This window comes from Bosea sp. BIWAKO-01 (assembly GCF_001748145.1).
Lineage (GTDB): Bacteria > Pseudomonadota > Alphaproteobacteria > Rhizobiales > Beijerinckiaceae > Allobosea.
Genome location: NZ_BCQA01000001.1, coordinates 497,279 through 522,946 on the forward strand (window position 1 = coordinate 497,279; position 25,668 = coordinate 522,946).

Annotated in this window: 22 protein-coding genes and 1 pseudogene; 9 read left to right on the top strand and 14 right to left on the bottom strand. The window is 65.5% G+C overall.

The window, feature by feature from the left end:
• Positions 1-8 precede the first annotated feature (8 nt).
• Genes BIWAKO_RS02270 through BIWAKO_RS02290 form a run of 5 tightly spaced genes read right to left on the bottom strand, consistent with a single transcriptional unit; the run spans position 9 to position 4,322 of the window.
• Positions 9-206 carry a DUF2783 domain-containing protein gene (locus BIWAKO_RS02270; RefSeq protein WP_069877162.1) on the bottom strand — a complete coding sequence of 66 codons (198 nt, stop codon included), beginning with the start codon at positions 204-206 and terminating at the stop codon, positions 9-11.
• The gene (locus BIWAKO_RS02275) at positions 203-1,801 is read right to left on the bottom strand and encodes an FAD-dependent oxidoreductase (protein WP_069877163.1); all 1,599 of its coding nucleotides are present in this window, start codon (positions 1,799-1,801) and stop codon (positions 203-205) included. Before BIWAKO_RS02275 ends, BIWAKO_RS02270 begins: the two co-directional genes overlap by 4 nt.
• Positions 1,798-2,352, bottom strand: coding sequence for a DinB family protein (locus BIWAKO_RS02280; protein ID WP_069877164.1), 555 nt, complete (start codon positions 2,350-2,352; stop codon positions 1,798-1,800). Before BIWAKO_RS02280 ends, BIWAKO_RS02275 begins: the two co-directional genes overlap by 4 nt.
• Positions 2,353-2,356: 4 nt before the next feature.
• Positions 2,357-3,319 (bottom strand): MBL fold metallo-hydrolase, encoded by a 963-nt coding sequence (locus tag BIWAKO_RS02285; protein ID WP_069877165.1) that lies wholly within the window; start codon positions 3,317-3,319, stop codon positions 2,357-2,359.
• Positions 3,309-4,322 carry a fumarylacetoacetate hydrolase family protein gene (locus BIWAKO_RS02290; RefSeq protein WP_069882092.1) on the bottom strand — a complete coding sequence of 338 codons (1,014 nt, stop codon included), beginning with the start codon at positions 4,320-4,322 and terminating at the stop codon, positions 3,309-3,311. The genes BIWAKO_RS02285 and BIWAKO_RS02290 overlap by 11 nt, the downstream gene beginning before the upstream one ends.
• Before the next feature lie 62 nt (positions 4,323-4,384).
• Between BIWAKO_RS02290 and BIWAKO_RS02295 the strand changes: the two genes are divergently transcribed.
• Entirely contained in the window at positions 4,385-5,470 is a 1,086-nt protein-coding gene (locus tag BIWAKO_RS02295; protein ID WP_069877166.1) for a TRAP transporter substrate-binding protein, read from the top strand.
• 31 nt (positions 5,471-5,501) lie between these two features.
• Here BIWAKO_RS02295 and BIWAKO_RS02300 read toward each other — a convergent pair whose 3' ends face one another.
• Positions 5,502-6,434, bottom strand: a complete 933-nt coding sequence (locus BIWAKO_RS02300) for a CHAD domain-containing protein (RefSeq protein ID WP_141739953.1) — start codon at positions 6,432-6,434, stop codon at positions 5,502-5,504.
• 81 nt (positions 6,435-6,515) lie between these two features.
• Positions 6,516-7,874: a homogentisate 1,2-dioxygenase gene (gene hmgA / locus BIWAKO_RS02305; protein WP_371331746.1), complete on the bottom strand. Its 1,359-nt coding sequence runs from the start codon at positions 7,872-7,874 to the stop codon at positions 6,516-6,518.
• A 106-nt stretch (positions 7,875-7,980) separates the two neighbouring features.
• On the opposite strand from hmgA, the gene BIWAKO_RS02310 reads away from it, so the two are divergent.
• The 3 genes from BIWAKO_RS02310 (at position 7,981) to BIWAKO_RS02320 (ending at position 11,390) form a co-directional block, all read left to right on the top strand.
• Positions 7,981-8,481 carry a MarR family winged helix-turn-helix transcriptional regulator gene (locus BIWAKO_RS02310; protein WP_069877169.1) on the top strand — a complete coding sequence of 167 codons (501 nt, stop codon included), beginning with the start codon at positions 7,981-7,983 and terminating at the stop codon, positions 8,479-8,481.
• A gap of 181 nt (positions 8,482-8,662) precedes the next feature.
• Positions 8,663-9,826 carry a DUF2865 domain-containing protein gene (locus BIWAKO_RS02315; protein ID WP_176733251.1) on the top strand — a complete coding sequence of 388 codons (1,164 nt, stop codon included), beginning with the start codon at positions 8,663-8,665 and terminating at the stop codon, positions 9,824-9,826.
• Positions 9,827-10,070: 244 nt separating this feature from the next.
• Positions 10,071-11,390 carry an MFS transporter gene (locus BIWAKO_RS02320; RefSeq protein ID WP_069877171.1) on the top strand — a complete coding sequence of 440 codons (1,320 nt, stop codon included), beginning with the start codon at positions 10,071-10,073 and terminating at the stop codon, positions 11,388-11,390.
• Between the two features lie 82 nt (positions 11,391-11,472).
• Here the strand turns inward: BIWAKO_RS02320 and gltX are convergent.
• From gltX to BIWAKO_RS02335, 3 genes and pseudogenes are all read right to left on the bottom strand, one after another.
• Positions 11,473-12,812: pseudogene (gene gltX / locus BIWAKO_RS02325) on the bottom strand (glutamate--tRNA ligase).
• A 41-nt stretch (positions 12,813-12,853) separates the two neighbouring features.
• Positions 12,854-14,593 carry an NAD+ synthase gene (locus BIWAKO_RS02330; protein WP_069877172.1) on the bottom strand — a complete coding sequence of 580 codons (1,740 nt, stop codon included), beginning with the start codon at positions 14,591-14,593 and terminating at the stop codon, positions 12,854-12,856.
• 85 nt (positions 14,594-14,678) lie between these two features.
• Positions 14,679-14,972: a Dabb family protein gene (locus BIWAKO_RS02335; RefSeq protein WP_069877173.1), complete on the bottom strand. Its 294-nt coding sequence runs from the start codon at positions 14,970-14,972 to the stop codon at positions 14,679-14,681.
• Between the two features lie 173 nt (positions 14,973-15,145).
• Here BIWAKO_RS02335 and BIWAKO_RS02340 point away from each other — a divergent pair, with 173 nt between their 5' ends.
• Positions 15,146-16,024, top strand: coding sequence for an outer membrane protein (locus tag BIWAKO_RS02340; protein ID WP_141739954.1), 879 nt, complete (start codon positions 15,146-15,148; stop codon positions 16,022-16,024).
• 75 nt (positions 16,025-16,099) lie between these two features.
• Here BIWAKO_RS02340 and BIWAKO_RS02345 read toward each other — a convergent pair whose 3' ends face one another.
• Complete coding sequence (locus tag BIWAKO_RS02345; protein WP_069877175.1) at positions 16,100-17,485, bottom strand: class II 3-deoxy-7-phosphoheptulonate synthase; 1,386 nt, start codon at positions 17,483-17,485, stop codon at positions 16,100-16,102.
• A gap of 368 nt (positions 17,486-17,853) precedes the next feature.
• Here BIWAKO_RS02345 and BIWAKO_RS02350 point away from each other — a divergent pair, with 368 nt between their 5' ends.
• Positions 17,854-18,885, top strand: a complete 1,032-nt coding sequence (locus tag BIWAKO_RS02350) for an alpha/beta hydrolase (protein ID WP_069877176.1) — start codon at positions 17,854-17,856, stop codon at positions 18,883-18,885.
• Positions 18,886-18,922: 37 nt separating this feature from the next.
• Here the strand turns inward: BIWAKO_RS02350 and gor are convergent, their stop codons facing one another.
• Complete coding sequence (gor, locus tag BIWAKO_RS02355; RefSeq protein ID WP_069877177.1) at positions 18,923-20,287, bottom strand: glutathione-disulfide reductase; 1,365 nt, start codon at positions 20,285-20,287, stop codon at positions 18,923-18,925.
• A complete protein-coding gene (locus tag BIWAKO_RS02360) occupies positions 20,280-21,569 on the bottom strand; it encodes an O-antigen ligase family protein (RefSeq protein ID WP_084651122.1) in 1,290 nt (429 codons plus the stop codon). The genes gor and BIWAKO_RS02360 overlap by 8 nt, the downstream gene beginning before the upstream one ends.
• Positions 21,570-21,751: 182 nt before the next feature.
• Here BIWAKO_RS02360 and BIWAKO_RS02365 point away from each other — a divergent pair, with 182 nt between their 5' ends.
• The 3 genes from BIWAKO_RS02365 to BIWAKO_RS02375 all read left to right on the top strand — a co-directional run bounded on the left by BIWAKO_RS02365 (position 21,752) and on the right by BIWAKO_RS02375 (position 24,842).
• Complete coding sequence (locus tag BIWAKO_RS02365) at positions 21,752-22,717, top strand: Bug family tripartite tricarboxylate transporter substrate binding protein (protein ID WP_069877179.1); 966 nt, start codon at positions 21,752-21,754, stop codon at positions 22,715-22,717.
• Positions 22,718-22,853: 136 nt separating this feature from the next.
• Positions 22,854-23,330 carry a tripartite tricarboxylate transporter TctB family protein gene (locus BIWAKO_RS02370; RefSeq protein ID WP_069877180.1) on the top strand — a complete coding sequence of 159 codons (477 nt, stop codon included), beginning with the start codon at positions 22,854-22,856 and terminating at the stop codon, positions 23,328-23,330.
• A 12-nt stretch (positions 23,331-23,342) separates the two neighbouring features.
• A complete protein-coding gene (locus BIWAKO_RS02375; RefSeq protein WP_069877181.1) occupies positions 23,343-24,842 on the top strand; it encodes a tripartite tricarboxylate transporter permease in 1,500 nt (499 codons plus the stop codon).
• 169 nt (positions 24,843-25,011) lie between these two features.
• Here BIWAKO_RS02375 and BIWAKO_RS02380 read toward each other — a convergent pair whose 3' ends face one another.
• On the bottom strand, positions 25,012-25,536 hold the full coding sequence (locus tag BIWAKO_RS02380; RefSeq protein WP_069882093.1) for a DUF2059 domain-containing protein: 525 nt from the start codon (positions 25,534-25,536) through the stop codon (positions 25,012-25,014).
• Positions 25,537-25,668: the final 132 nt, after the last annotated feature.

The window sequence follows — 25,668 nt, forward strand, 5'->3', positions numbered from 1 at the left end:
ATCCGACGTTACCGCGCCTCGCGCGCCAGCGCCAAGGCCTGACGCAGGATCTCCACGTCGCCGATATGATTGGCGAAGATCAGGACGAGCCTGGCGTTGAGCGCCACGCTCTCGGCCTCGGAGAGATCGCGATGCGCTTCCGCGATCATCCGGAACGCCGCGTCGGGATCAGAGTAGTTCGGTTCCGTGACGAGTTCGCTGCTCATGCTGCGGCGCGCCCTTCCAGCCTCTCGATCGCGGCCACCAGTTGCGCCGGCGTCGCCTGACGAAACCGCGCCGCGACATGGCCGTCCGGACGCAGCACGACGGCATCGCCCGGCGTCAATCCGTAGCGCCGCGCTAGGGGCTCGTCTCCCCCATCTCTGGCGGGAACGTCGACCCACAAGGCGGCGGCAGTTGTCATGCCCTCGGCCGCCAATCCGCAGGCGATGATGACCGGCCTGCCCTCGGCCAGCGTCTCGCTCAGCCACTGCCGCCCTCCGGCTGTGGATGGCAGCGCAGCGTCCAGGAAGGAGGTGCCTGCCACGAGCCCCCCCTGCCAATCCGGGCCAGGCGTCGAAAGCGGCGACGCCAGATAGGTCGTCGGCTGCGAGAGACGCCCGGAATTGACGAAGCGCCGGGCGAAGCCGGCCTTGCCGGCCAGGGCAAGAGCCGCATCGCGCAAGACCCGCTCGCCGGGCGAGCGCGGCGCGATGAAATCCGTGGCGCGGGTCGAATGCAGGATATTCTCCTGCGCCGCTTCGACACGCTCCCTGTCATAGCTGTCGATCAGGGAAGCGGGACTCTGCCCCTTCACGACCAATGCCAGTTTCCAGCCGAGATTGTCGGCATCCTGGATGCCGGAATTGGCGCCGCGCGCGCCGAAGGGTGAGACCTGATGCGCCGCATCGCCGGCGAAGGCCACCGGGCCATGGACGAAGCGCGCGAGCCTGCGGCACTGGAAGCGGTAGACCGAAACCCATTCCAGCGCGAAATCGTCATGGCCGAGCATCTGCCGGATGCGCCGCCGCACGATCTCGGGCTGTCGTTCATGCTCAGGATCGGCGTCACGATCGAGTTGCAGATCGATGCGCCAGACATCGTCCGGCTGCTTGTGCAGCAGGGCGGACTGGCCGGAATGGAAGGGCGGCGCGAACCAGAACCAGCGCTCGGTGGGGAATTCCGCCTGCATCTTCACGTCGGCGATGAGGAACTTGTCCTCGAAGGCCTCGCCGAGAAACTCCAGGCCAAGCAACCCGCGCGTCGGCGATCGCGCTCCGTCGCAGGCGACCACCCAGCCGGCATCGAGTTGATAGGGCCCATCCGGCGTCGCGATGGTCAGGAGCGCGCCGTCGCTGCGAGGCTGGATACCGGTGAGACGGTTCGACCAACGCAGATCGATCAGCGCCTCCGCAGCCGCAGCGTCGGCCAACGCTGCTTCGACGTAATATTGCTGCAGGTTGATGAAAGCTGGCTGCTTGTGGCCAGGCTCGGGCAACAGATCGAACTCATAGAGCTGCTCCTGCCCGCGAAAGACCCGGCCCCGCTGCCAGGTGATGCCTTTGGCCACCAAGCCTTCCGCGAGGCCGAGCCTGTCGAAGATCTCGAGTGTACGCTTGGCAAAGCAGATCGCGCGCGAGCCCTCGCCGATGCGATCGGAATCATCGATCAGCACGACGGGAACGGCACGGCGCGCCAGATCGAGCGCGAGCGTCAGCCCGACCGGGCCGGCGCCAATGATGACTACCGGATGATGGGCCGGTTCGCGTGCATCCTGGTCAGGGCTGCGGCGATTGGCGAAACGGCGCAGCTCCGTCATCATCCGATCGCCTCCGGCCCCTCGATCCCAAGCCCCCGCAGATCGGAGGCACGCCGGCCGGCATCGAAGACGAGGAAATACTCATCGAGCTGCGGCGGCGCGACCTTCGTACCGGCGAGCATGGCGTGGGCCTGGCCGCGATGATGGATCTGGTGCTGGAAGAGATGCGCGAGCAGATCATCGATCCGCTCGGGCACCTTGCCGTCATCGCCGCGATCGGTCTCGACCTGCCGTGCGAGCTCTGCCTCGCTCAACGCATCGCAGAAGACGATCAGGCGGCGATCGGCCTCGCCCTGCACGATGAGGAGCGCAGCCGCGTCGAGCGGCCGGAAGGTATCGAAGACGGCCAGCCCGCGCCCGCCCTGCTCCAGGGCGTCGAGATAGAACTGATCGACCGAGAGATTGTGGTTCAAGGTCTCGTGGAGAGAGGGGAAGAAACTCGTTCGCGTGGCCCTGAATGCCTCGTCGTCCAGTTCGGCGCAGGCACGCAGCAGCCGGTCATTGGCCCAGGCATTGTTGCGGGCCGACTTGCGCAGATATGCGACGAGGGACATCGCCCTAGCCCCGCAGGTCGATCCACATCTGGCGATCGCGCTCGTCGGTCCAGATGCGCGGATGATCGAGCCCGTTGGCCTCATCATAGGCACGCGAAACATTGAAGGGCAGGCAATGCTCGAAGATGACCCAGTCGCCATAGCCTGGCTTCAAAACGGCATGGACACGCTCGAAGGTCTCGCGGAGCGAGCGACCCGCGCCGGCGTTCTGCTTCACGGCGTCATAGAGGTCACTGAGAAAGGCGCGCGTGCCGCTGATCCCATCGGCAACCATCGCCGCATCGGTCAGCGCTGAGCCGCGGCCAGGCACCATCGCGACCGAGCCGAGGGCCGACAAATGGTCGAGCGTCGTCGGCCAGTCCTCGAAATGGGCATCGCCGCAATAGGGCGTCGCACCATATTCGACGAGATCCCCCGCGAAGGAGACCTCGGCATCGGGAATCCAGGCGACGATGTCGCCAGCGGTATGACCGCGCCCGAGCTTCATCAGCCTGACCTCGCGCTTGCCGAGCCAGATCGAGGCGGTGTCGGAAAAGGTCATGGTCGGCCAGGTCAGGCCCGGGCGGATCGAATCCGCCCCCTGGAAAAGCCGCGGAAACCGGCCGATCTCGCTCGCCTTGTCCTGTTCGCCGCGCTCCACGATCATCTCGCGGGCGACATCGGAAGCGACGATCTCGCGGGCGCCATAGGCTGGCGCCCCCAGCACGCGGACCGCGTGGTAATGCGAGAGTACGACATGGCTGATCGGCTTGACGGTGATCCTGCGGACGCGCTCGATCACGGTTTCCGCCATCTTCGGCGTCGCCTGCGCATCGAAGACGAGCACGCTCTCGTCACCGACGACGACCCCGGTATTGGGGTCGCCCTCGGCGGTATAGGCGTAGATGCCCTGGCCGATCTCATCGAAGGAAATGGTCTTCTCGCCGAGATCGGCACTGGAGGCGAAGGCGGGCTTGTCAGTCGACATGGGGCAGCACGTCCTGTTCGATCGCACCGAAAACGGAATAGCCATCCCCGTCCTTCATCTCGATACGAACCGTATCGCCGAAGCGCAGGAAAGGCGTCGCCGCGGTGCCCGTCTTGATCATCTCGACCATTCGCTGTTCGGCGATACAGGCATAACCGACGCCACCCTGCGCGATCGGGCGCCCCGGGCCGCCTTCGTCGTCGCGGTTCGAGACCGTGCCCGAGCCGATGATCGTGCCGGCGGAAAGCGGGCGCGTCCGCGCGGCATGAGCGATCAGCGTGCCGAAATCGAAGGTCATGTCGATGCCGGCATTCGGCTGTCCGAAGGGCTGACCGTTGAGCAGCGAGAGCAGCGGCAAGTGCAGCTTCCCGCCCTGCCAGGCCTCGCCCAGTTCATCCGGTGTCGCGGCGACCGGCGAGAAGGCCGTCGGCGGCTTCGACTGGAGAAAGCCAAAGCCCTTCGCCAGTTCGTTCGGTATCAGGTTGCGCAGGCTGACGTCATTGACGAGCATCACGAGGCGGACATGGCCATGCGCCGCTTCCGCAGAGACACCCATCGGCACGTCGCCGGTGATGACGGCGATCTCGGCCTCGAAATCGATGCCGTCCTCCTCGCTGCGGGTCCGGATCGGCTGGCGCGGCCCCAGCACGGCGTCGGATCCGCCCTGATACATCAGCGGGTCGCTCCAGAAGCTCTCCGGCATCTCGGCGCCCCTCGCCTTCCTGACGAGCACGACATGGTTCACATAGGCCGAGCCGTCGAGCCACTGATAGGCGCGCGGCAAGGGGGCTGCGCAATCATGCTCGTGGAAACGGAAGGATGGGACCGAGCCATGCTCCAAACCTTCTGCTAGATCGGCCAGGCGCGGCGCATGGCGCCCCCAGTCATCGAGCGCGGCCTGCATGGTCGCGACCACGGGAAAGGCGTCCGTGGCGCGGGTCAGGTCTTTGGAAACCACGACAAGGCGGCCATCACGACCGTGCATGAGGGAAGCGAGTTTCATCTCTTTCCAATCCATGACGAACACGCGAGATTGCGCGCAACAAACCTCTGGGAGATCAGCTTATGAAACGCCGCGACTTTTTGAAAACCGGTGCGCTGGCAGCGGCTGCGACGCCGGTCGCGATGCCGGCGATCGCGCAGTCGCAGCCTGAGGTGAAGTGGCGCCTGACCTCGAGCTTCCCGAAGGCGCTCGACACGATCTACGGCACGGCCCAGCAGTTCGCGAAATACATGTCGGACGCGACCGATGGCAAATTCCAGGTCCAGACCTTCTCCGCCGGCGAGATCGTGCCGGGCCTGCAGGCCCTCGACGCGGTCGCCTCCGGCACGGTCGAATGCGCGCATACGCCGACCTATTTCTATATCGGCAAGGAGCCGGCACTCGGGCTCGGCACCGGCATCCCGTTCGGACTCAATGCGCGTCAGCAGCATTCCTGGTGGTTCTTCGGCGGCGGCCAGGAGATCATCAATTCGGCGCTGGCCAAATTCAATGCCTATTCGATCCCCTGCGGCAATTCCGGCTGCCAGATGGGCGGCTTCTTCCGCAAGGAGCTGACCTCGCTCGATGATCTCAAGGGCCTGAAGTTCCGCATCGGCGGCATGGGCGGGGCCGTGCTGGCCAAGCTTGGCGTGGTGCCGACGCAGATCGCCGGCGGCGACGTCTATCCTGCGCTGGAGCGCGGCACGATCGACGCAGCAGAATTCGTCGGCCCCTATGACGACGAGAAGCTCGGCTTCGTGCGTGTCGCCAAATACTACTACTATCCCGGCTGGTGGGAGGGCGGCGCCATGCTGCATCTCGTCATCGGCCAGGAGGCCTGGAACAAGCTGCCGAAGCACTACCAGGCCATCGTCCACCACGCCTGCGAGGCCGCCAATAACTGGATGCTGGCGAAGTACGATGCGGTGAACCCGGGCGGCCTGCGCCGGCTGGTCCAGCAGGGTGCACAGCTCAAGGCATTCCCGATGCCGATCATGGAAGCGGCTCTCAAGGCGGCGGACGAGTACTACGCCGAGACCTCCGCCAAGAGCGAGCTGTTCAAGAAGGGCTATGATTCGATGGTCGCCTTCCGCGGCGAGAACCTGCTCTGGTGGCAGGTCGCCGAACTCTCCTACGACTCGTTCATGAACCGACTGCGGTCGCGCTGAGCCGCCGCCAGGACCGATTGCAGGCGCCGGGTCAGACAAGTCTGATCCGGCGCGGCGCATGCGCCACCATTGCTTCGGCCAGATGCGCAGAGACGGCTTTCGGGCGCGTGTCGAGCACATCCCCGACCATCCCGGCCGCCTTGCCACGCTGCTTGCCGGCGCGCCGGCGCAGCTTCTTCCTGACCGTCCGCAGGGGCTTGGTCGCAACGGTTTCCGCCAGTTGCCGTTCTGCCAGGTCGAGATCGACGACCGCGCCGAGATGGGTGCGCAAGCGCTCGGCCGCCTCGACCTGCTCCTTGTAGTGAGCGGGATCGGCGGGCTGGAAGAAGCTGAGCTGATAGCCGAGATCGATGATGCGGGTGCGCCAGGCGTGCAGGTGCTTCAGGCTCATCCGACGCGGATCGCGGCGGGCCGCGCGTCTGGCCTTGCGATAGCTGCGCCGGAATGCCGCGAGCAGGAAGCCACCGCGCTCGCCGGCGACCGACCACTCCTCCATCCTGGCGGCGAGACGATCCAGTTCGGTCTGCATGGACATGATCGTGTCCGACGGCGGCATCGGGTCCGGCGGGGGCTCGAGCAGCCTGCCGCGTTCACCCGGCAGCAGCTCCTGCAATGTCCGCGCGACGACCGCGGCATCACGCGTCGCGCCAAAATTCTGGCGCAGGCGCTTGATATCGGCCCGGAGCTGCACCGACTCCTGCTCCAGTGCGGCCGGCGAGAGCTTCAGCAGGGAACGCCACGCCTTCATCAGGCGCCGGAAATCATGAATGCCCTTGGCCGGATCGTTCCCCAGGCGCTCAAGCAACCGCCGGCCGTGCAACGGCATTTCGCGACAAACGGCGAGCCAATGCAGGGCCCAGAGCCGCATCAATGCCGGACCGCTGGGCACCGCAGTGCGCGACGTCCGGCTGCGCGGGCTCCTGCCGCCGCTCGGCCGAACCGGTGCTTTCGCGGGTGTCGCCAAGGCGCGCTCCTTGCGAAGTTCGGAAAGCGCATTGAGCGACAAGCATTCGGGCTCCGCAAGTGCCTTGCAAGGATCGGGATTCTACCAGGCCTCGCGTCTCGTCGGATCGAAGCGCTTCTTCAGCCCCTCCCAGCAGGCGCTGTAGTCCGGCTGCAGGGCCGGCAGGCTCGCGGCATAGCCGGTGACGCGCTGGGGGAAGCGGGTCTCGAACATGAAGGCCATGGTCCCGGTCAGCTTCACCGGCTTGAGCTCGACCGTGCTCGCATGTTCGAACGCCTGCGTGTCCGGTCCATGCGGCAGCATCATGTTGTGGAGGCTGAAGCCGCCGGGCGTGAAGCCCTCGGGCTTGGCGTCATAGACGCCGTAGATCAGCCCCATGAACTCGGACATGATATTGCGATGGTACCAGGGCGGACGGAACGTGTTCTCCGCGACCATCCAGCGCTCGGGGAAGATCACGAAGTCGATATTCGCAGTGCCGGGGGTCTCCGAGGGCGCGGTCAGGACCGTGAAGATCGACGGATCAGGATGGTCGAAGGAAATCGCCCCGACCGGTGAATAATGGCGCAGGTCGTATTTGTAGGGCGCGTAATTGCCATGCCAGGCCACGACATCGAGCGGCGACTGGCCGATCGGCGTAGAAAAGAGCTCCCCGCCCCATTTCGCATAGAGCGTCGAGGGCGTCTCGTCGTCATCATAGGCCGCGATGGGTGTCAGAAAGTCACGCGGATTGGCCAGGCAATTCGCGCCGATCGGGCCGCGATCCGGCAAGGTGAAGGAGCCGCCATAGTTCTCGCAGACATAGGCGCGAGCCGGTCCGCCCATCAGCTCGCAGCGGAAGACGACGCCGCGCGGGATGATGCAGATCTCGCCGGGCTCGATCTCGATCACGCCGAATTCGGTGCAGAAGCGCAACGCTCCCTCCTGCGCCACGACGAGCAATTCGCCATCGGCGCAGAAGACGTATTCGCGTTCCATCGAGGCGGTGACGAAAACCATATGGGCGGCCATGCCGGCCTGGGTCTCAGCATCGCCCGCCGTCGTCAGCGTGCGCAGGCCGGTGAGGAAGGTCAGCGCCTCCGATGGCATCGGAATCGGACTCCAGCGCAACTGGCCGATCGGCAACTCGGCCTCGTCGCGGCAAGGAGCACTGCGGATCAGCCCCTTGTCGACCTTCTTCCAGCGGCCGCCATGCTTGACGCTGGGGCGGATGCGATAGAGCCAGGATCGCTCGTTCGAGGAGCGCGGCGCGGTGAAGGGCGAACCGGACAGCTGCTCGGCATAAAGGCCATAGGCGGCCCTCTGCGGCGAATTGCGGCCGACTGGCAGGGCGCCGGGCAGAGCTTCGGTCTCGAAACTATTGCCGAAGCCCGACATGTAGCGCGTGCCGGTGGCGGCCTGGCGTAGCGGGGCTGTGTGAATCTGTGCCTGGACATTCATGTGCATTTCCCCTTCCGCTGCCGGACCGCTTTGACAAGAACGCAGGTTCCGGAGAGATCGGAGCGGGCGTCCTGCCCCCGACCCCAGTTAGTTACAGATGAAACTAATGTCAACGCAACCCGAGCCTCCCTCACCCGGCGACGAAACGACCCTGCGGCTGGAGCAGTTCCTGCCTTATCGGCTGAACGTCGTCGGCTTTTTCGCCAGCCGCGCGCTTGGGCGAATCTACAGCGAGCGCTTCGGCATCGGCATTCCCGAATGGCGTGTGATCGCGCAGCTCGGCGAATTCGGAAAGCTGACCTCACGGGATATCGGCGAGCTGTCCCAGATGCACAAGACCAAGGTTTCGCGCGCCGTCAGCGAGCTCGAGAAGCGCGGCCTGACCTCACGCAGCGAGAATCGCGAGGACCGGCGCGAGGCCTTCATCAGCCTGACTCCCCGCGGCTCCCGGACCTATGCCGAGATCGTGCCGCTGGCGCTCGCCTTCCAGGCGCGTTGGACCGAGGGACTGCCGGCAGACGAGCTGCGTGTGTTCGAGCGTGTGCTGTCGGTTCTCACCGAACGGGGCCGCCATCTCGCGGGCGGCTATCACGAAAGCGAAGGCTGAATTGCCGCTTGCTGCCAAATATGGCATGCCGGGCTTCGCCATGGTCGTGCGCCCGAATCCGCGCCGCGCCGTCGCAGGACCCGTCCTTAGTTCCGTCGCGTTTGGCAGGTGAAACTCCCGCAAAGCGATTGCCCGGTTTCCGGGACGGATCGAACAAGCAGGTAATATGGCCCGACCGGCGATGAGACTACGACTGATCCGGCGCCTCGGCGCGATGCTGCTGGCCTTCTCGGCGATGGGTGGAGCGGCGCTGGCGCAGTCGCCCGCGTGCAATGCCTGGCGCAGCGAACTCGCGAGCCTGCAGGGCCAGCGCGGCAGCGATCCGCGCGCCGCGCAGCAAGCGCAGCGCGTCGGCGCCCAGCTCTCGCAAAGCGTCAGCCAGTTTCGCGCAATGGGCTGCGAACGCGGCGGCTTCCTCTTCTTCGGTGCGCAGGCGCCCCCGCAATGCGGCGGCCTGCGGGCACAGATCAACCAGTTGCAGTCCCAGTACACGGCACTCCAGCGCCAGGCGCAGGGCGGAGCCGCCGAGCAGCGCCGCATGCAGCTTGCTGCGGCGATCGAGACCAATTGCCGGGGTGGACAGCAGCAGCGCGGCTTCTTCGAGACGATCTTCGGCATTGAGCCACGCCGCGGCGAAATCGATTCCACCATGCCGGAGCTCGATCCGGACATGCAGCCGCTCGATTCGGAGAAGCCCCGCCAGGGCGGCCCCAATACGGTCTGCGTCCGGACCTGCGACGGCTATTTCTTCCCGCTTGCCAACAGCCCCGGCGGCCGCGACGGCCAGGATGAAATGTGCCAGGCGCTCTGCCCGGGAACGGAGACGCTGGCCTTCGGCATGAGCACCGGCGGCGACATTCAAAATGCTGTCGCCCGTGCTAGCGGGACGCCCTATTCGTCGCTGGCGAACGCCGGAAAATACATTCGAAGCTTCGATTCCGCCTGCACCTGCCGGGCGCCGGGCCAAAGCTGGTCGGAGGCGCTGCGCAATGCCGAGGAGCTTCTCGACAAGCGCAAGGGCGACGTCATCGTCACCGAACAGCGCGCAGCCGAGCTGTCGCGGCCCAAGCCCGATCCCAAGCGCAAGAACACGGCACCCGCGCCGGCTCAGCAGCAGCCGATCCTGTCTGATGCCGATGACAAGCCGATGCCGTCAGAGAACTCACCGACTTCGGGCACGGAGTCGGCCGGCATGGGTCCGCAGAGCGTCGAACCCGAGAAGGTCGTGCAGCAAGGCGACGGCGTGAAAAAAGAGAGCCGCAGCGTCACCGGCGAGCGGCGCACGGTCAGGATCGTTGCGCCCAACCTCGCACCCAATCTGGGGCCCGCGGTCGCGCGGCCCTGACGCGGGCAGCCCCGCCGCAACGGCGCCTCGTGCGTCGGCGGCGGATTTTGCGTCATGCATTCGCGCGATAGCGAGACCCTAAAATCCCATGGATCGAGCGCTGGACGCATGACGCCGACAGGCGCATATACAGGCAAGACCACACCGGCCGGCCTGGATACGCGCCAGATCTCGTCAGGATTGCTTTCCCAGTTCGCAATCCTACTCTGACGGCCTCCTTGGCAGAGCCCAGCAGAGGCGTCCCATGTCAGAGACAACCGCCGACACCCATACCGGAATGGATCTGGCCGACACCCGTCGCCGCCTGAAGGCGATCTTCATGGGCTCGGTCGGCAATCTCGTCGAATGGTATGATTTCTACGCCTACACGGCCTTCGCGCTCTATTTCGCGCCGCATTTCTTCCCCTCGCACGATCCCGTCGTCCAGCAACTCAACGCCGCGACGCTGTTCGCCGCCGGCTTCATCGTCCGCCCGATCGGCGGATGGCTGTTCGGTCACATCGCCGACCGCTATGGCCGCCGGCTGTCGCTGACGATCTCGGTGCTGATGATGTGTTTCGGCTCGCTGATCATCGCGCTGACGCCGACCTATGCGACGATCGGTTTTGCAGCGCCGGCGCTGCTGGCTCTCGCGCGGATCATCGAGGGCCTGAGCCTCGGCGGCGAGTACGGGGCAAGCGCCACCTATCTCACCGAGATCGCCGACCCGAACCATCGCGGGTTCTATTCAAGCTTTCAGTACGTCACGCTGATCGGCGGCCAGTTGACCGCCATCGTGGTGCTGCTGCTGCTTCAGAACGTGTTCCTGACCCATGAACAGCTCGTCGCCTGGGGCTGGCGCATTCCCTTCGTGATCGGAGCCCTGCTCGCGATCACCGCGATGTTCATGCGCCGCCACATGCATGAGACGGAATCCTTCGTCGAAGCAAGCAAGACGAAGAAGCGCGAAAGCTCGCTGCGCGGGCTGCTGAAATACCCACGCGAGGTTGCGATCGTGGTCGGCCTGACGGCCGGCGGCACTGCGGCCTTCTATACCTTCACCACCTATATGCAGACCTTCGTGAAGCAGACCGTCGGGCTGTCCGACATTACGACGACCTATGTGATCGCCGGTTCCCTGATCTTCGCCTCGATCTTGCAGCCCATCTATGGCGCGATCTCCGACAGGATCGGCCGCAAGCCGCTGCTGATCTTCTTCGGCGTTGCCGGCTCGCTGCTGACGGTGCCGATCCTGACGATGCTGTCCCAGACCAAGTCGCCCTGGATGGCGTTCCTGCTGATCTCCGGAGCCTGGATCTTCGTCGCCGGCTATACCTCGATCAACGCCGTGGTGAAGGCCGAACTGTTCCCGACCGCGATCCGCGCCACAGGCATCGCCGTGCCCTACGCCGTGACGGTATCGATCTTTGGCGGCACGGCGCCTGCGATCGCGCTGTTCTTCAAGCAGCAGGGCCACGAGCAGTGGTTCTTCTACTACCTGGCGGGCGTGATCTTCCTGTCGCTGCTGGTCTACGCGACCATGCGCGACACCAAGCATGAATCGGCAATGCACCGGCACGAGTGATCCACGGCGCCATTGTCCGCTGGGCTGACGTCGTCCCGGACAGGTGGCGCAAGCCGCGCTGATCCGGGACGATGTGAAGCCTTCAGGCCGCCTCGCCCGCGAGCCGCTTCAGCGCCTTGTCACGGCCGATGAGCGGCAGCAGTGCAGCCAGCTCCGGCCCGTGTTCGAGGCCGGTCAGCGCCTGGCGAAGCGACATGAACAGCCCCTTGCCCTTGGTGCCGGTCGCCGCCCCGACGGCCTGTGTCCAGCTTTTCCAGGTTGTCGCATCGAAGGGCTCGGCCGGGAGTAGTGCGGCTGCGCTCGCCGCAAAGCCGGCATCGGTGATCACGGGCGTGATCGGGCCGGAAACGACCTGCCACCAGGCCTGCACCTCGGCAAGCTTCGCGAGATTGCCGCGCACCGCCAGCCAGAAGGGCTCGCCGGCCGCGATCCCAAGCTCTTGCAGCCGGTGCGACACCGCATCGAACGGCAGCTGATGCAGTGTGCGCGCGCTCAGGGCCTCAAGCTCGTGCTCATCGAACTTGGCCGGTGCGCGCGAGACATGGGCGAGGTCGACGAGATCTGCGAGCTCGTCCAGGCTCGCGACCGGCCTGACCGCGTCGGACGAGCCGACCAGGACGGCCAATGCCGCGACGGCGAGCGCCTCCACCCCGACTCGCGCAGGCCGCGTAGCGAGAGATGGCCGAGCCGCTTCGACAGCCCCTCCCCGCTCGCCGTGGTCAGCAGGTTATGGTGGCCGAATGCCGGAAGCGTGGCGCCCAGCGCCTCGAAGATCTGGATCTGGACCGCCGTGTTGGTGACATGGTCCTCGCCGCGTATGACATGGGTGACGCCGGTCTCGATATCGTCGACGACCGAGGGCAGCGTGTAGAGATAGCTGCCATCCTCACGCACCAGCACCGGGTCGGAGAGCGAGGCGCAGTCGACATGCGATGCGCCACGCACGAGGTCGTCCCAGGCGACCTCACGGGCCTCGAGCAGGAAGCGCCAATGCGGCTTGCGTCCTTCCGCCTCGAGCGCCGCCCGCTGCTCGGCCGTGAGCTTCAGCGCAGCGCGGTCATAGATCGGCGGCAGGCCGCGCGCGAGCTGGCGCTTGCGCCGGCGATCCAGTTCGTCGGCGGTTTCAAAGCAGGGGTAAAGGCGCCCGGAAGCCCGCAGCTTGTCGGCTGCCGCATCATAGATCGGGAGCCGTTCCGACTGGCGAATGACGAGATCGGGCTCGATGCCGAGCCAGCCGAGATCCCCGGCAATCGCATCCGCGAATTCGGGCTTCGAGCGCGCAAGATCAGTATCGTCGTAGCGCAGCAGGAAACGCCCGCCATGGCGGCGGGCATAGAGCCAGTTGAAAAGCGCCGGCCGGGCATTGCCGATATGGAGATAGCCGGTCGGCGACGGCGCGAAGCGAACGAGTGGCGTTGTCATGACGAGGCTTATGACGCCTTTGCGCGAGGCCGACAATCGGCTCAGAAATCGAAGCTCTCGCCCCCGGCCTTGCCGACGCCCTTGACCAGCGCAGCGTCCGGCCGGTACGCGGGCGCGCCGGGATCGCGGAAGCGATTGACGATCGGGTAGCGCCGGTCGCGGCCGAAATTCTTGCGCGTCACCTTCACGCCGGGAGCGGCCTGGCGGCGCTTGTACTCGGCGAGATAGAGCAGGCGTTCGACCTTCTTGACCGTCTCGATATCGTGGCCGCGGGCGACGATGTCGGCGAGGCGCATTTCATGCTCGATCAGGCAGGCGAGGATATCGTCCAGCACGTCATAGGGTGGCAGCGAATCCTGGTCCTTCTGGTTCTCGCGCAGTTCGGCCGTCGGCGGCTTGACGATGATGTTGTGCGGGATGACCTCGCCGTCCGGCCCCAGCGCCCCGGCGGGCTTCCAGCGGTTGCGCAGCGCCGACATGCGAAAGACCTCGGTCTTGTAGAGATCCTTGATCGGGTTGTAGCCGCCATTCATGTCGCCATAGAGCGTGGCGTAGCCGCATGACATCTCGGATTTGTTGCCGGTGGTCACCACCATCGGCCCGAACTTGTTCGAGATCGACATCAGCAGCGTGCCGCGCACGCGGCTCTGCAGGTTTTCCTCGGTGACGCCGCGATTGGTTCCGGCGAAGAGACTGGCCAGCGCTGCTTCGAAACCCTCGACCGGCTCGGCAATCGGCACGATCTCGTAGCGGACGCCGAGCGCATCGGCACAGCGCTTCGCATCGTCCAGGCTCTCCTGCGAGGTGAAGCGATAAGGCATCATCACGCAGCGGACCTTGTCGGCGCCGAGCGCATCGACCGCCATCGCCGCGCAGATCGCGGAATCGATGCCGCCGGAGAGGCCCAGCACCACGCCGGGAAAGCCGTTTTTTCCGACATAGTCGCGCAGGCCCAGCACGCAAGCCGCGTAATCAGCCTCGTCGCTGCTCTCGATGGGCGTGATCTCGCCCGGCGTGCAGCGCCAGGCCCCGTTCTCGCGCACCCAGTCGGTCAGGCGCAGCACTTCGCGAAACGCCGGGAGCTGGTGCGCAAAGGTCGTGTCGGCATTCAGCACGAAGGACGCGCCCTCGAAGACGAGTTCGTCCTGGCCACCGAGCTGATTGAGATAGACCATCGGCAGCCCGGCCTCGACGACGCGAGCAACCGCGACATTCAGGCGTTCCTCGGTGACGCCGCGCCGATAGGGCGAGCCATTGGGAACAAGCAGGATCTCGCCACCGGTCTCGGCGATGCACTCGACGACCTCCTCGCCCCAGATATCCTCGCAGACCGGCAGGCCGAGGCGGATATGGTTGCGGAAGACGACAGGGCCGGGCAGCGGGCCGGGTTCAAAGACGCGCTTCTCGTCGAATACACCGTAATTCGGCAGGTCGACCTTGAAGCGCACCGACTGGATCATCCCGGCGTCGAGCAGCGCATAGGCGTTGTAGAGTTTGCCATCCTCGAGCCATGGCAAGCCGACCAGGACAGCCGGACCACCATCGGCGGTCTCGCGCGCCAGATCCTCGCAGGCCCTGCGGCAAGCATCCTGGAAGGCGGGCTTCAGCACCAGATCTTCCGGCGGATAGGCCGACAGGAAGAGCTCCGGGAACATCACGAGATCGGCGCCGGCAGCCGCAGCGTCGCGCCGTGCACCGCGCACCATGTCGGCATTGCCGGCGACATCGCCGACGATGGGATTGAGCTGGGCCAGAGCCAGGCGGAACGAGGTCGCTGTCATGCTTCGGCTTTACCGCGCGGCGGCAGGGCCAGCAACGGCCACACGCCCCGCCCTGATCTGCATTTGCGCGTGATCAGCCCTTCGATCAACGCAAGGTCGAACGGAAATCGGCGGAATAGCGCAGCTCGCGCAGCGGACGCACGCGGCGCGTCGTCTCGTCATAGATCGGATGGGCCTTGTAGGCCGCCAGCGCCGCCTCATCGGCAAATTCGCCGTAGACGACGACATCGATGTCATTGCCAAGCGGATCGACCTTGGCATTGGCCACGACCTCGAAGGCGAGCGAATGCGGGATATCACCGAGCCGGGACAGAGACAGGCGGATCGTCTCGACATCCTCGCGCCGCTGCGCCGTGAAGAATACGATGTGGCGGATCATGCGCCCTCCCTCGCAGGCAGCCGGGAATCGCGCCGCCCTTTCGGGCCGATGTCTTCCCGGCGGTGCGCAAAACGCAACCTGCGTTAACGCCGCATTAGGGTTACCAATGCATCAATACCGCCCAGAGCAGTGCGACAAAGGCCGGGTTGCGGCCCCTGCTCGGGGAGACCACGATGCGTATCCGCTCCATTGCGCCGGCCCTGGGCCTTGCCGCGCTCGGACTGTCCCTCGCCGCCATGCCGGCGGTTTCGGCCGACTATCCGGTGTTGCGCGGCTCGCAGATCGAAGATGCACCACCGCCGCCATCGGACTATTTCTCGGGCGGGTTCAACTGGACGGGCTTCTATCTCGGCGGCGGCGCCGGGGTCTCGGAAACGAGATTCGAACCCGGAACCGGCCTGCAGAACCTGGCCAATTTCGCCTTCCGGAACACGCTGCTTGGCGCCGAACGCAACATGGGCTCGTTCGTCAACAACCTGCCGTCCAAAAGGGACAGCGGCGCGACGTATTTTGGGATGGCCGGTTATAACATAGCCTTTGGCGATGCCGTGCTCGGCATCGAGGTCGACTATAATCGATCCGACCAGAGCTATGGCATCAACGACTTCATTGCGCGTCGCTCAATCACGTCAGACGGCACGGTGAACGACTGGTCCATGACGACCCGCCAGGGAGCGGTTTTGAACGACTACGCGACGGCGCGCATCCGCATGGGTTGGGCTTTTGGCCGCTTCATGCCGTTTGCGACATTCGGCGGCGCTGTTGGCCGTTTCGACACCGTATCGACGATCACGGCGACAAACTTCATCACCCAGGTGAATCCCGTGACCGGCGCCATCGGCTCCGGCATGGCGGTCGGCTACCCGCTCACAGTCGGGGACGCCAAGAAGAACGTCTATGGCTATGGCCTCGCGGTCGGCGCCGGCGTTGACATGGCCCTGACCGACAATCTGTTCCTGCGCGGCGAATACCAGTTGGTCCGCTTCGCGGACGTCGAAGGAACGACGACGACGGTCAACACGGCCCGTGTCGCCGCAGGCCTCAGATTCTGATCTGAAGATCCGGACCAAAAGAAAAAGCCGCGGCACGCGCCGCGGCTTTTTCGTTTCCAGGACGCCGGCGCAGGCTTATTCCGCCGCCTCGGCCTCGGGCCGGGCCCGGCCCGAGCGCTCGCGCTTGACCAGTTCTGCCACGAGGAACGCCATCTCCAGCGCCTGCTCCGCATTGAGGCGCGGGTCGCAGAAGGTGTGGTAGCGGTCGTTCAGGTCGGCGTCGGTCATGCCGCGTGCGCCACCCGTGCATTCCGTGACGTTCTTGCCGGTCATTTCCAGATGCAGGCCGCCGGCATAGGTGCCCTCGGCCTGATGCACGGCGAAGAAGTTCTTCACCTCGCTCAGGATCAGGTCGAAAGGCCGCGTCTTGTAGCCGCTCGCGGCCTTCACCGTGTTGCCGTGCATCGGATCACAGGACCAGACGACATTGCGCCCTTCCCGCTTGGCGGCGCGCACCAGGGCCGGCAGATGGTCGAAGACCTTGTCGGCGCCGAAACGTGCGATCAGCGTCAGACGTCCGGCCTGGTTCTGCGGATCGAGCGCGTCGATCAGCCTCATCAGGTTGTCGGGGGTCAGGGACGGGCCGCATTTCAGGCCGATCGGATTGCGGATGCCACGGAAGAACTCGACATGGGCATGGTCGAGCTGGCGGGTGCGATCACCGATCCAGACCATATGGCCGGAAGTGTCGTACCAGTCGCCGGTGGTGGAATCGACGCGCGTCAGCGCCTGCTCGTAGCCGAGCAGCAGCGCCTCGTGGCTGGTGTAGAAATCAGTGCTGCGCATCTCGGGATGCGTCTCGGGATCGATGCCGATGGCGCGCATGAAATCGAGCGCCTCGGTGATGCGCCCCGCCACCTCCTGGTAACGGCCCGACTGCGGACTGTCCTTGACGAAGCCGAGCATCCAGCGATGCGCATTGTCGAGATTGGCGTACCCGCCGGTCGCGAAGGCGCGGATCAGGTTCAGCGTTGCCGCCGACTGTCGATAGGCCTCGAGCTGACGGCGCGGATCCGGAATCCGGGCTTCGGCCGTGAACTCGTTGTCGTTGACGATGTCGCCCTTGTAGCTCGGCAGCTCGACACCGCCAATCGTCTCGGTCGGAGTCGAGCGCGGCTTGGCGAACTGGCCGGCAATACGGCCGACCTTCACCACCGGCGAGCCGCCAGCGAAGGTCAGCACCACCGCCATCTGCAGGAACAGACGGAAGAAATCGCGGATATTATCGGCCGAATGCTCGGCGAAGCTCTCTGCGCAGTCGCCACCCTGGAGGAGGAAGGCCTCACCGGCGGCAACCTTGCTCAACGCCCGCTTGAGCTTGCGCGCCTCGCCTGCAAAAACGAGCGGCGGAAAGCCGGCGAGCTGCTGCTCAACCGCCTTCAAGGCTGCCTGGTCCGGATATTCCGGCATCTGCTGGACGGGCTTTGCCCTCCAGCTCTCGGGCGTCCACCGCTCGGACATCTCACTTGCTCCTGGTGATAATATCTCACGCCCGCCTCTCCCCATGGAAAGGCAGCGTGATCTGGGCGCTATACACCCGCACCGCAGCAAAGACCACAAAGCCGTTGAAGGTTGCGCATGCACGGGCCGGGCGTCGGAGAGCAGAACCATTCCGGCGTGCGCGCTGCCGGGTCCGTGAACGCGGCCGCCCAAGGGCGCCGCCTAGAGAATGCGTGTTCGTTCCATAGGCATGTCCCATAGGCACGTCGCTCAGGAACTCTGCCCCTTGGCAGCGCAATCCCGTCCACCACGGGCATCGTTGTATTCACCTCGATGGCTCCCTAACGTCACCCGTGGATCACAAGACCCTCGACAGGGAGAAACAAGGCATGGTTATTCGCGCGTTCGCGGTTGCTGCTTTCATGGTGGCGGCAGCATGGGCTGCACGTGCCGAGGAGCCCCTTGCGCTTCGCGGCATGGGCTCGTTCCATGTCGGCGGCAAGCTGGTCGAGATCTCGGGTCGCCCAGTGAAGGAGGTAACCTTCACTCCAGGCGGGGTACCGGCCAAGGTCGACCCCAACGGCACCTACCAGACCGGCCAGATGTATGTGCAGTATTTCCTGCCGCAGAACGAGCGCGGTGCAGCGCCGCTGCTGTTCTGGCATGGCGGCGGCATGACCGGCGTGAACTGGGAGAGCACGCCGGATGGACGGCAAGGCTGGCTCGAATACTTCCTGCGCAAAGGCTGGGCAGTCTATAATTCCGATGCCGTCGAGCGCGGCCGTGCCGGCTGGGCCATGTATCCCGACGTCATCCCCGGCGAGCCGGTCTTCCTGACCACCGCGAACCCGTTCGAGCGCTTCCGTATCGGCGCTGGCGCCAATGCCTATGATAAGGACCCGGCCAAGCGGACATTCCTGGCCGGCAGCCAGTTCCCGCCCGATGGTTACGACAATTTCGTCAAGCAGATCGTACCGCGCTGGACGTCGACGGACCAGATGATCATCGACGCCTATCTTGCCGAGGTCGACAAGGTCTGCCCCTGTGTGATCGTGTTCCACAGCCAGGCCGGCCAGTTCGGATTCAAGGTCGCCCAGGCCCGCCCCGACAAGGTCAAGGCTCTGGTCGCCGTGGAACCGGCAGGCCTCGGAGACCCGGCCAAGGCCGATGTCCTCAAGAACATCCCCGTGCTGATGATCTACGGCGATTACATCGAGCAGGATGCGCGCTGGCCGACGATCCGCAAGAACGGCACCGAGTTCGGCGACAAGATCAAGGCGGCAGGCGGCTCGGTCGACGTCATCAACCTTCCCAGCATCGGCATCAAGGGCAACTCCCACATGCTGATGATGGACAAGAACAATCTCGAGGTGGCGCAGGTCGTCCAGGATTGGCTCGTCCGGAAGGGACTGACCAAGTGACGCGGGCGCGGCGCCCGAAGGGGCGCCGCCTTGCTGCTCACTGGCGTGCCGTGCGCATGGTTACGAGTTCCTCCGCCGCGCTCGGGTGCAGCGCGATGGTGCGGTCGAAATCGGCCTTGGTCGCGCCCATGGTCACGGCAATCGCCACCGCCTGGATGATCTCGCCTGCGTCATGGCCGATGATATGGACGCCGAGCATCCGGTCCGTCTTCGCGTCGACCACAAGCTTCATGTAGATGCGCTCTTGGCGGCCCGAGATCGTCGCCTTCATCGGCCGGAAGCCGGCCTCGAAGACACGCAGTTCGTAACCAGCGGCGATCGCCTGGTGCTCGCTCAGGCCGACCGTTCCGATCTCCGGCGTGGTGAACACTGCCGAGGCCACCACGTGATGGTCCATCGCCCAGGGCTTTCCGCCAAAGGTCGAGTCGGCGAAGGCGTGGCCCTCGCGAATGGCGACGGGCGTGAGATTGACACGGTTGGTGACATCGCCGACCGCGTGGATCGACGGCACGCTCGAGGCCGAATTCGCATCGACCATGACCTGACCGATGGGCCCGAGCTTGACGCCGACGGACTCCAGGCCGAGCCCCACCGTATTGGGACGACGGCCGGTCGCCACGAGAACGACGTCCGCATCGATCGGCTCGCCCGTGGCGCAATGGGCGCGGCGCGTGCCATCGGCCAATTGTTCGATGCGGTCGATGGTGCAGCCCAGCCGCAACGTAATGCCCGCATGGACAAGCGCATCGCGGAGACGCACGCGCAGATCCTCCTCGAAACCGCGCAGGACATTGTCGCCGCGGTGCAGCACCGTCACCTCGACACCGAGACGGCGGAACACGCTGGCGAATTCGAGCGCGATATAACCGCCGCCCACCACCAGCATGCGCCGCGGCAGGCTCGGAAGATGAAAGATCTCGTTCGAGCTGATGCCGAATTCGCCGCCCGGGATCGGCGGATCGAAGGCCGGGTAGCCTCCGGTCGCGACGAGAATGTGCCGGGCCCGGACGGTCTCGCCGGATTTCAGCAGGCGCACGGTGTTCGGCCCTTCGACCACGGCGCGCTCTTCGCGGATCGCGACCTTGGCGTCTTCGAGCCCCTTGCGGTAAAGGCCGGAGAGTCGGGTCACTTCATTGGCAACGGCATCCCGCAAGGTCGGCCAGTCGAAGCTTGGCTTGTCGAGTGTCCAGCCGAATCCGGCAGCATCCTCGAACTCGTCGGCAAAGCGGCTGGCATAGACGAAGAGCTTCTTCGGGACACAGCCCCGAACGACGCAGGTACCGCCGATGCGGTCTTCCTCGGCGATCATGACGCGCGCCCCGTGCCCGGCCGAGATCCGCGCTGCGCGCGTACCGCCGGAGCCTGCACCGATCACGAAAAGGTCGACATCGAAATCAGCCATGCTCTGCTCCTCGGCCGAGATTTCGGCCCGACTCGAACCAAAGGGCGGCGGCAGCGAGGACCGCGATCCACCAACCCTGCCAGGCGCCATGTCCGACCGATGCCATGACGAAGGCGGACGCGAAAAGCGCAAGTCGCGGGGCGAGTTCGCGCGCGCTCAAGGCGCCAAGCCTCCGGAGGAAAAGCAGACCCGCGACCAGCAGCAATGCGGCGCCGACGATCCCGGTTTCCGTCCAGAGCTGAATCGGCGCGCTATGCGGATGGCCGACCGCCAGAAGCCAGCGATGTTGCGGCGAGACCTGTTCTGCGACCGGGTTCGTCTGCAGGGCCGAAGACGAGCCGAAGCCCGAGCCGAAGAACGGGCGGGCCGCGATCGCCTCGCCGAAGCTGAGCCAGATCTCGACCCGGTCACGCGAATGGGCATCGGCTGTCTGCTCGTAGAGCACGGGTGGCAGAGCCCGGTCGGCCAATGGTCCGATCACCGGTGCGAGCACCAGCGTCGCCGCAAAGCCAAGCGCCGTCGCGGCCAGTGTCAGACGTGGAAGCAGACGGGCCAGCAGCCAGGCGAGGATCAGAATGCCCAATCCCAGTTTCGCGGCGCCGCTCTCCGCGTAGAGAATGATGCCGGACACCGCGACAGCGGTTGCCGCTGCGAGGAGGCGATCAGCGACGGGCTTGGATGAGCCGTTCCAGAGCAAGTGGGCGACAGGTGCCAGAAGCACCAGGCAGGCAATGACCGGCCGGTTGAAGATGAAGCTCGCCTGCTTGCCGACGCCGAGCGCAGTGCGCAGTGCAAGGCCGCTCTGCACCTCGAACCAGATCAGGGCCGAGGCCAATATCAGGCACATGGCCAAAGCCCGCACCAGCGCCTGCTTCGGCCTGAAGCTGGCGCTCGCCGCAATCACCAGCGCGAAACCAAGCGGCAGCAATAGTTCGACCCAGGCAGCGAAACCGAATGCCGGCCGATGCGTCCAGAGCAGAGAGATCAGAGCCCAGCCAAGGAACGCCGTCAGAATGAGGCCGATTGGGCTTCGCAAGCCTGCAAGCATTCGGCGCAGCAGGGCGCCGGCATCACCGCTGGCCACAGCAGCGGCCAGGAACGCCGCCGCAGACAGCCCCAACATCAGCGGCGCGGACCGGTTCGCCGCCCACATGGCGAGCGGCAACGCCACCATCAGGATGCCGCCGAGCGCAACGAGTCGAACGGCCTGGCGCGACGAAGAAGGGGCGGCGATCATCATGCGGTCGCCCCCCGGTGAGTTGAGGTTCAGGCTCATGGACATGCGATTACGCGATCGCACCAAGCCCGCCTAGCGCGAATTCTGCCGGCCCGCGCGCATTGATGCGCGAAAGACCTTGACTTGAGATTATGCAATCAGGCGCAATTGACCGGCGGAGCGTCAAAGTGTCACTCGCGGTGCGCTGACACCAAAACAGTGCGGGAATCCGCAAGCGGAGGAACAACATGCTCAAATCCATTCTGTCTCGTGGAGCCGTGACGGCTCTGGCGCTCGCTGGCCTGACGACTGCCGCATTTGCGCAGCTCGAACTCAAGATCATGGCTCCGGCCGCGCCGGGCGGTGGGTGGGACGGAACCGCCCGTTCGATGCAGCAGGCGCTGACCGCGTCCGGCATCGCCAAGAGCGTGCAGGTCAACAACGTCAACGGCGCGGGCGGCACGATCGGCCTTGCGCAGTTCGTGAACGGTGCCAAGGGCGACGGCTCGCAGCTGATGGTCAACGGCTTCGTCATGGTCGGCGCCATCCTGCTGAACAAGTCGCCGGTCAATCTCAGCCAGGTGACGCCGATCGCTCGCCTGACCGCCGAGGCTCAGGTCATCGTGGTTCCCGCGGATTCGCCGATCAAGACCGCCAAGGACCTTGCTGACCGCGTCAAGGCCGACCCGGCCAAGGTGACCTGGGCTGGCGGCTCGGCCGGCGGCGTCGACCACATCATGGCTGCCCTCTTCGCCGGCGCTGTCGGCGGCGATGCCACCAAGATCAACTACATTCCGTTCTCCGGCGGTGGCGAGGCCCTGGCCGCGCTGCTCGGCGGACGTGTCACGGCCGGCATCTCGGGCTATGGTGAGTTCGAGGGGCAGATCAAGGCAGGCAAGCTGCGCGTCGTCGGCGTGAGTTCCGGCACCCGCCTCCCCAACGCCCCCGATGCCCCGACCCTGAAGGAGGGCGGCGTCAATCTTGAGGTGCTGAACTGGCGTTCGGTCGTCGCCGCTCCTGGCATCACCGCCGAGCAGCGCAAGGTGCTGGCCGATGCCATCGAGAAGATGACCAAGTCGAAGGAATGGGCCGAGATCCTCAAGGCTCGCGGCTGGGATGACGCCTATCTCGGCGGCGCCGAATTCGAAGCCTTCCTGAAATCCGAAGATACCCGCGTCGGCAAAGTCCTTCGTGACGTCGGCCTTGTGAAGTAAGGCAACCGACAACTGACGAACCTAGGCGTGGGCGGGCGGTGACATCACCGCCCGCCCATTATCTCCTGGCAGACGCCGCTTCGCCACCAGCTGGGCGCACCGGTTCTGGTCCGCATCAAACCAGGTAAGGAACGACATGGCCTCCACCTCCTCGGCCAAGGGCGCCGACATCCCCGCCCTCGTCGTCGCAGCTCTGCTGCTGATCGCGGCGGCTCTCGTTGCCTATGACGCGAAATCGCAGACGATCGTCTCGACCTATGGCGTCGGCCCGACGGCGATGCCCTATGTGGTCAGCGCAGTCCTTGGCGTGCTCGGCCTGTGTCATCTCGTCGTCGCGTTCCGCGATGGCCTGCCCAAGCCCGAGCCGGTCGACCGCACTGCGGTGCTTTGGCTGACGGGCGGATTGATCGGCCTGATCGCCTGCATCGGGCTCGGCGGCGGCTTCATCATTGCGACGGCCATCGTCTTCTCCGCAACCGCGCGTTCCTTCGGCCGTCAGGCACTGGCCGTCGATTTCGGCATCGGCCTGGTGCTCGGACTCGCCATCTTCCTGATGTTCTCCAAGCTGCTGCAGCTGACGCTGCCGTCCGGCCCGCTTGAAAAGCTGTTCTGAGGAGCCGGGACAATGGACACATTCAACGCCCTGATGCACGGCTTCTCCGTCGCGATCGAGCCGTCGAAGCTGCTCTTCGCGCTGGTCGGCGTCTTCCTCGGCACCGCAGTCGGCGTCCTGCCGGGTATCGGCCCGGCACTGACGGTGGCGCTGCTCCTGCCGGTGACCTTCAAGCTCGATCCCGCCGGCTCGCTGATCATGTTCGCCGGCATCTATTACGGCGGCATGTATGGCGGTTCGACCACTGCGATCCTGATCAACGCGCCAGGTGAGAGTGCCTCGCTCGCAACCGCGCTCGAAGGCTCCAAGATGGCCAAGGCCGGCCGCGGCGGCCCGGCACTCGCAACCTCCGCGATCGGCTCGTTCGTCGCCGGCACCATCGCGACGCTGGGCCTCGCCTTCCTCGCGCCATGGCTGGTGGAGGTCGCGGTCAAGTTCGGGCCGTGGGACTATTTCGCGCTGATGATCCTCGCCTTCGTCACGGTATCGGCGACCTTCGGCGATTCGCCCTTGCGTGGAATCACCAGCCTCGCGATCGGCGTCACGCTCGGCCTGATCGGCATCGACCGCCTGACCGGGCAGGCGCGCCTGACCTTCGGCGTGCCGGAGTTGCTCGACGGCGTCGAGGTGACGACGCTGGCCGTCGGCCTGTTTGCAGTCGGCGAGGCGCTCTATGTCGCCTCCAAGCGCTTCCGCGACCCGGAGGAGATCGTCCCGATCAAGGGCTCGCTATGGATGACCAAGGAGGACTGGAAGCGCTCCTGGGCGCCATGGCTGCGCGGCACCGCCTTCGGCTTCCCGATCGGTGCCCTGCCGGCGGGCGGCGCCGAGGTGCCGACCTTCCTGTCCTATTCGACCGAGAAGAAGCTCTGCAAATATCCCGATGAGTTCGGCAAGGGCGCCATTGAAGGCGTCGCCGGCCCGGAAGCAGCCAACAATGCCTCGGCGGCCGGCACGCTGGTGCCACTGCTGACGCTCGGCCTGCCGACCTCGGCGACGGCCGCGATCATGCTGGCCGGCTTCCAGCAATACGGGCTCAATCCCGGCCCACTGCTCTTCGCCGAGCGCCCCGATCTCGTCTGGGGTCTGATCGCCTCGCTCTTCATCGCCAATACGATGCTGGTGATCATCAACCTGCCGCTGATCGGGCTCTGGGTCAGGCTGCTCGCAATCCCCCAGCCTTGGCTCTATGCCGGCATCCTGGTCTTCGCGGCGATGGGCACGCTGGCGGTCAAGGCCTCGGTGGTCGAACTCTCGATGCTCTTCGTCTTCGGCTTCCTCGGCTTCCTGATGCGCCGCTACGACTATCCGGTCGCGCCCATGGTGGTCGGGCTCATCCTCGGCCCGATGGCGGAGGCGCAGTTGCGTCGCGCGCTCCAGATCAGCCTCGGCGATCCGATGATCCTGCTGGAGAATCCTGGCTCCGCGATCCTGCTCGGCCTGGCCTTCATCGGGCTCGTCGCGCCCTTCGTGATGAGCGGGCTGAACAGGTTCAAGGCCTCGGAAGACTAGGCACCGACCTGAACATCGCGCCGGGCGCACCAGCGGACGCCCCGTGCAGACGATCGAGGCGGATGCGGAGCGCGGGGGTGAACCGACAACACCCACCCCGCCTCGCAAAGCAAAAAGGCCGCCGGTTCACCACCGGCGGCCTTCTCTTTGGACTGTTTGTGTCGGCTGTTTAGAGCTGGTGGCCGCGCTTGCGCATATCCTGGCTGAACCGATCGAACAGGAAGTTGCTGGTCTGCAGGGTCCAGGGCTGCAGCACGACAAAGATCTCGTCGATCGCCTGCGGACGGAAGGCGTTGTAGCGTAGTCCGACCGGCGACTTGAAGAAGGCCGCGACCTCCTTGAGGTCGGACTCGGTCATCTTCTTCGCGAAGATCTCGCCCGCTGCGGTGATCATCTCTGCGACCTTCTGATCGGATTCCGGCTTCAGAGATTCAATCACCTCATTCAGATCCTTCTGGATCTCCGGACGGGTAGTGCCCACGATCTGACGGACGCGATCGCGGAACTCGCCATAAATCGACTCGAAGGACTGGGCGATGCCCGAGGAGATGACGACATCGCGGCCAGCCTGCAGATGTGAAGGCGTCACCGAGGAGGCCGGCGCCGGGGTCGCAGCCGGAGCCTGAGCCTGCGCAGGCACGGCGAAAACAAGCGCCAGACCGACGGCCACGCCGGCGAGGTGGTGACGGAACATTGCGTTGGGCCCCTTCATTATCAGGCTAACTCACACAGCCCGGGCATGACCCTCGCCTCGCCCTTCGGCAAGCGAGCCGGTCGGCCCGGCGGTTTCGGTATCGCCGCGATCGGCGTTGTGACGTATCCGTCC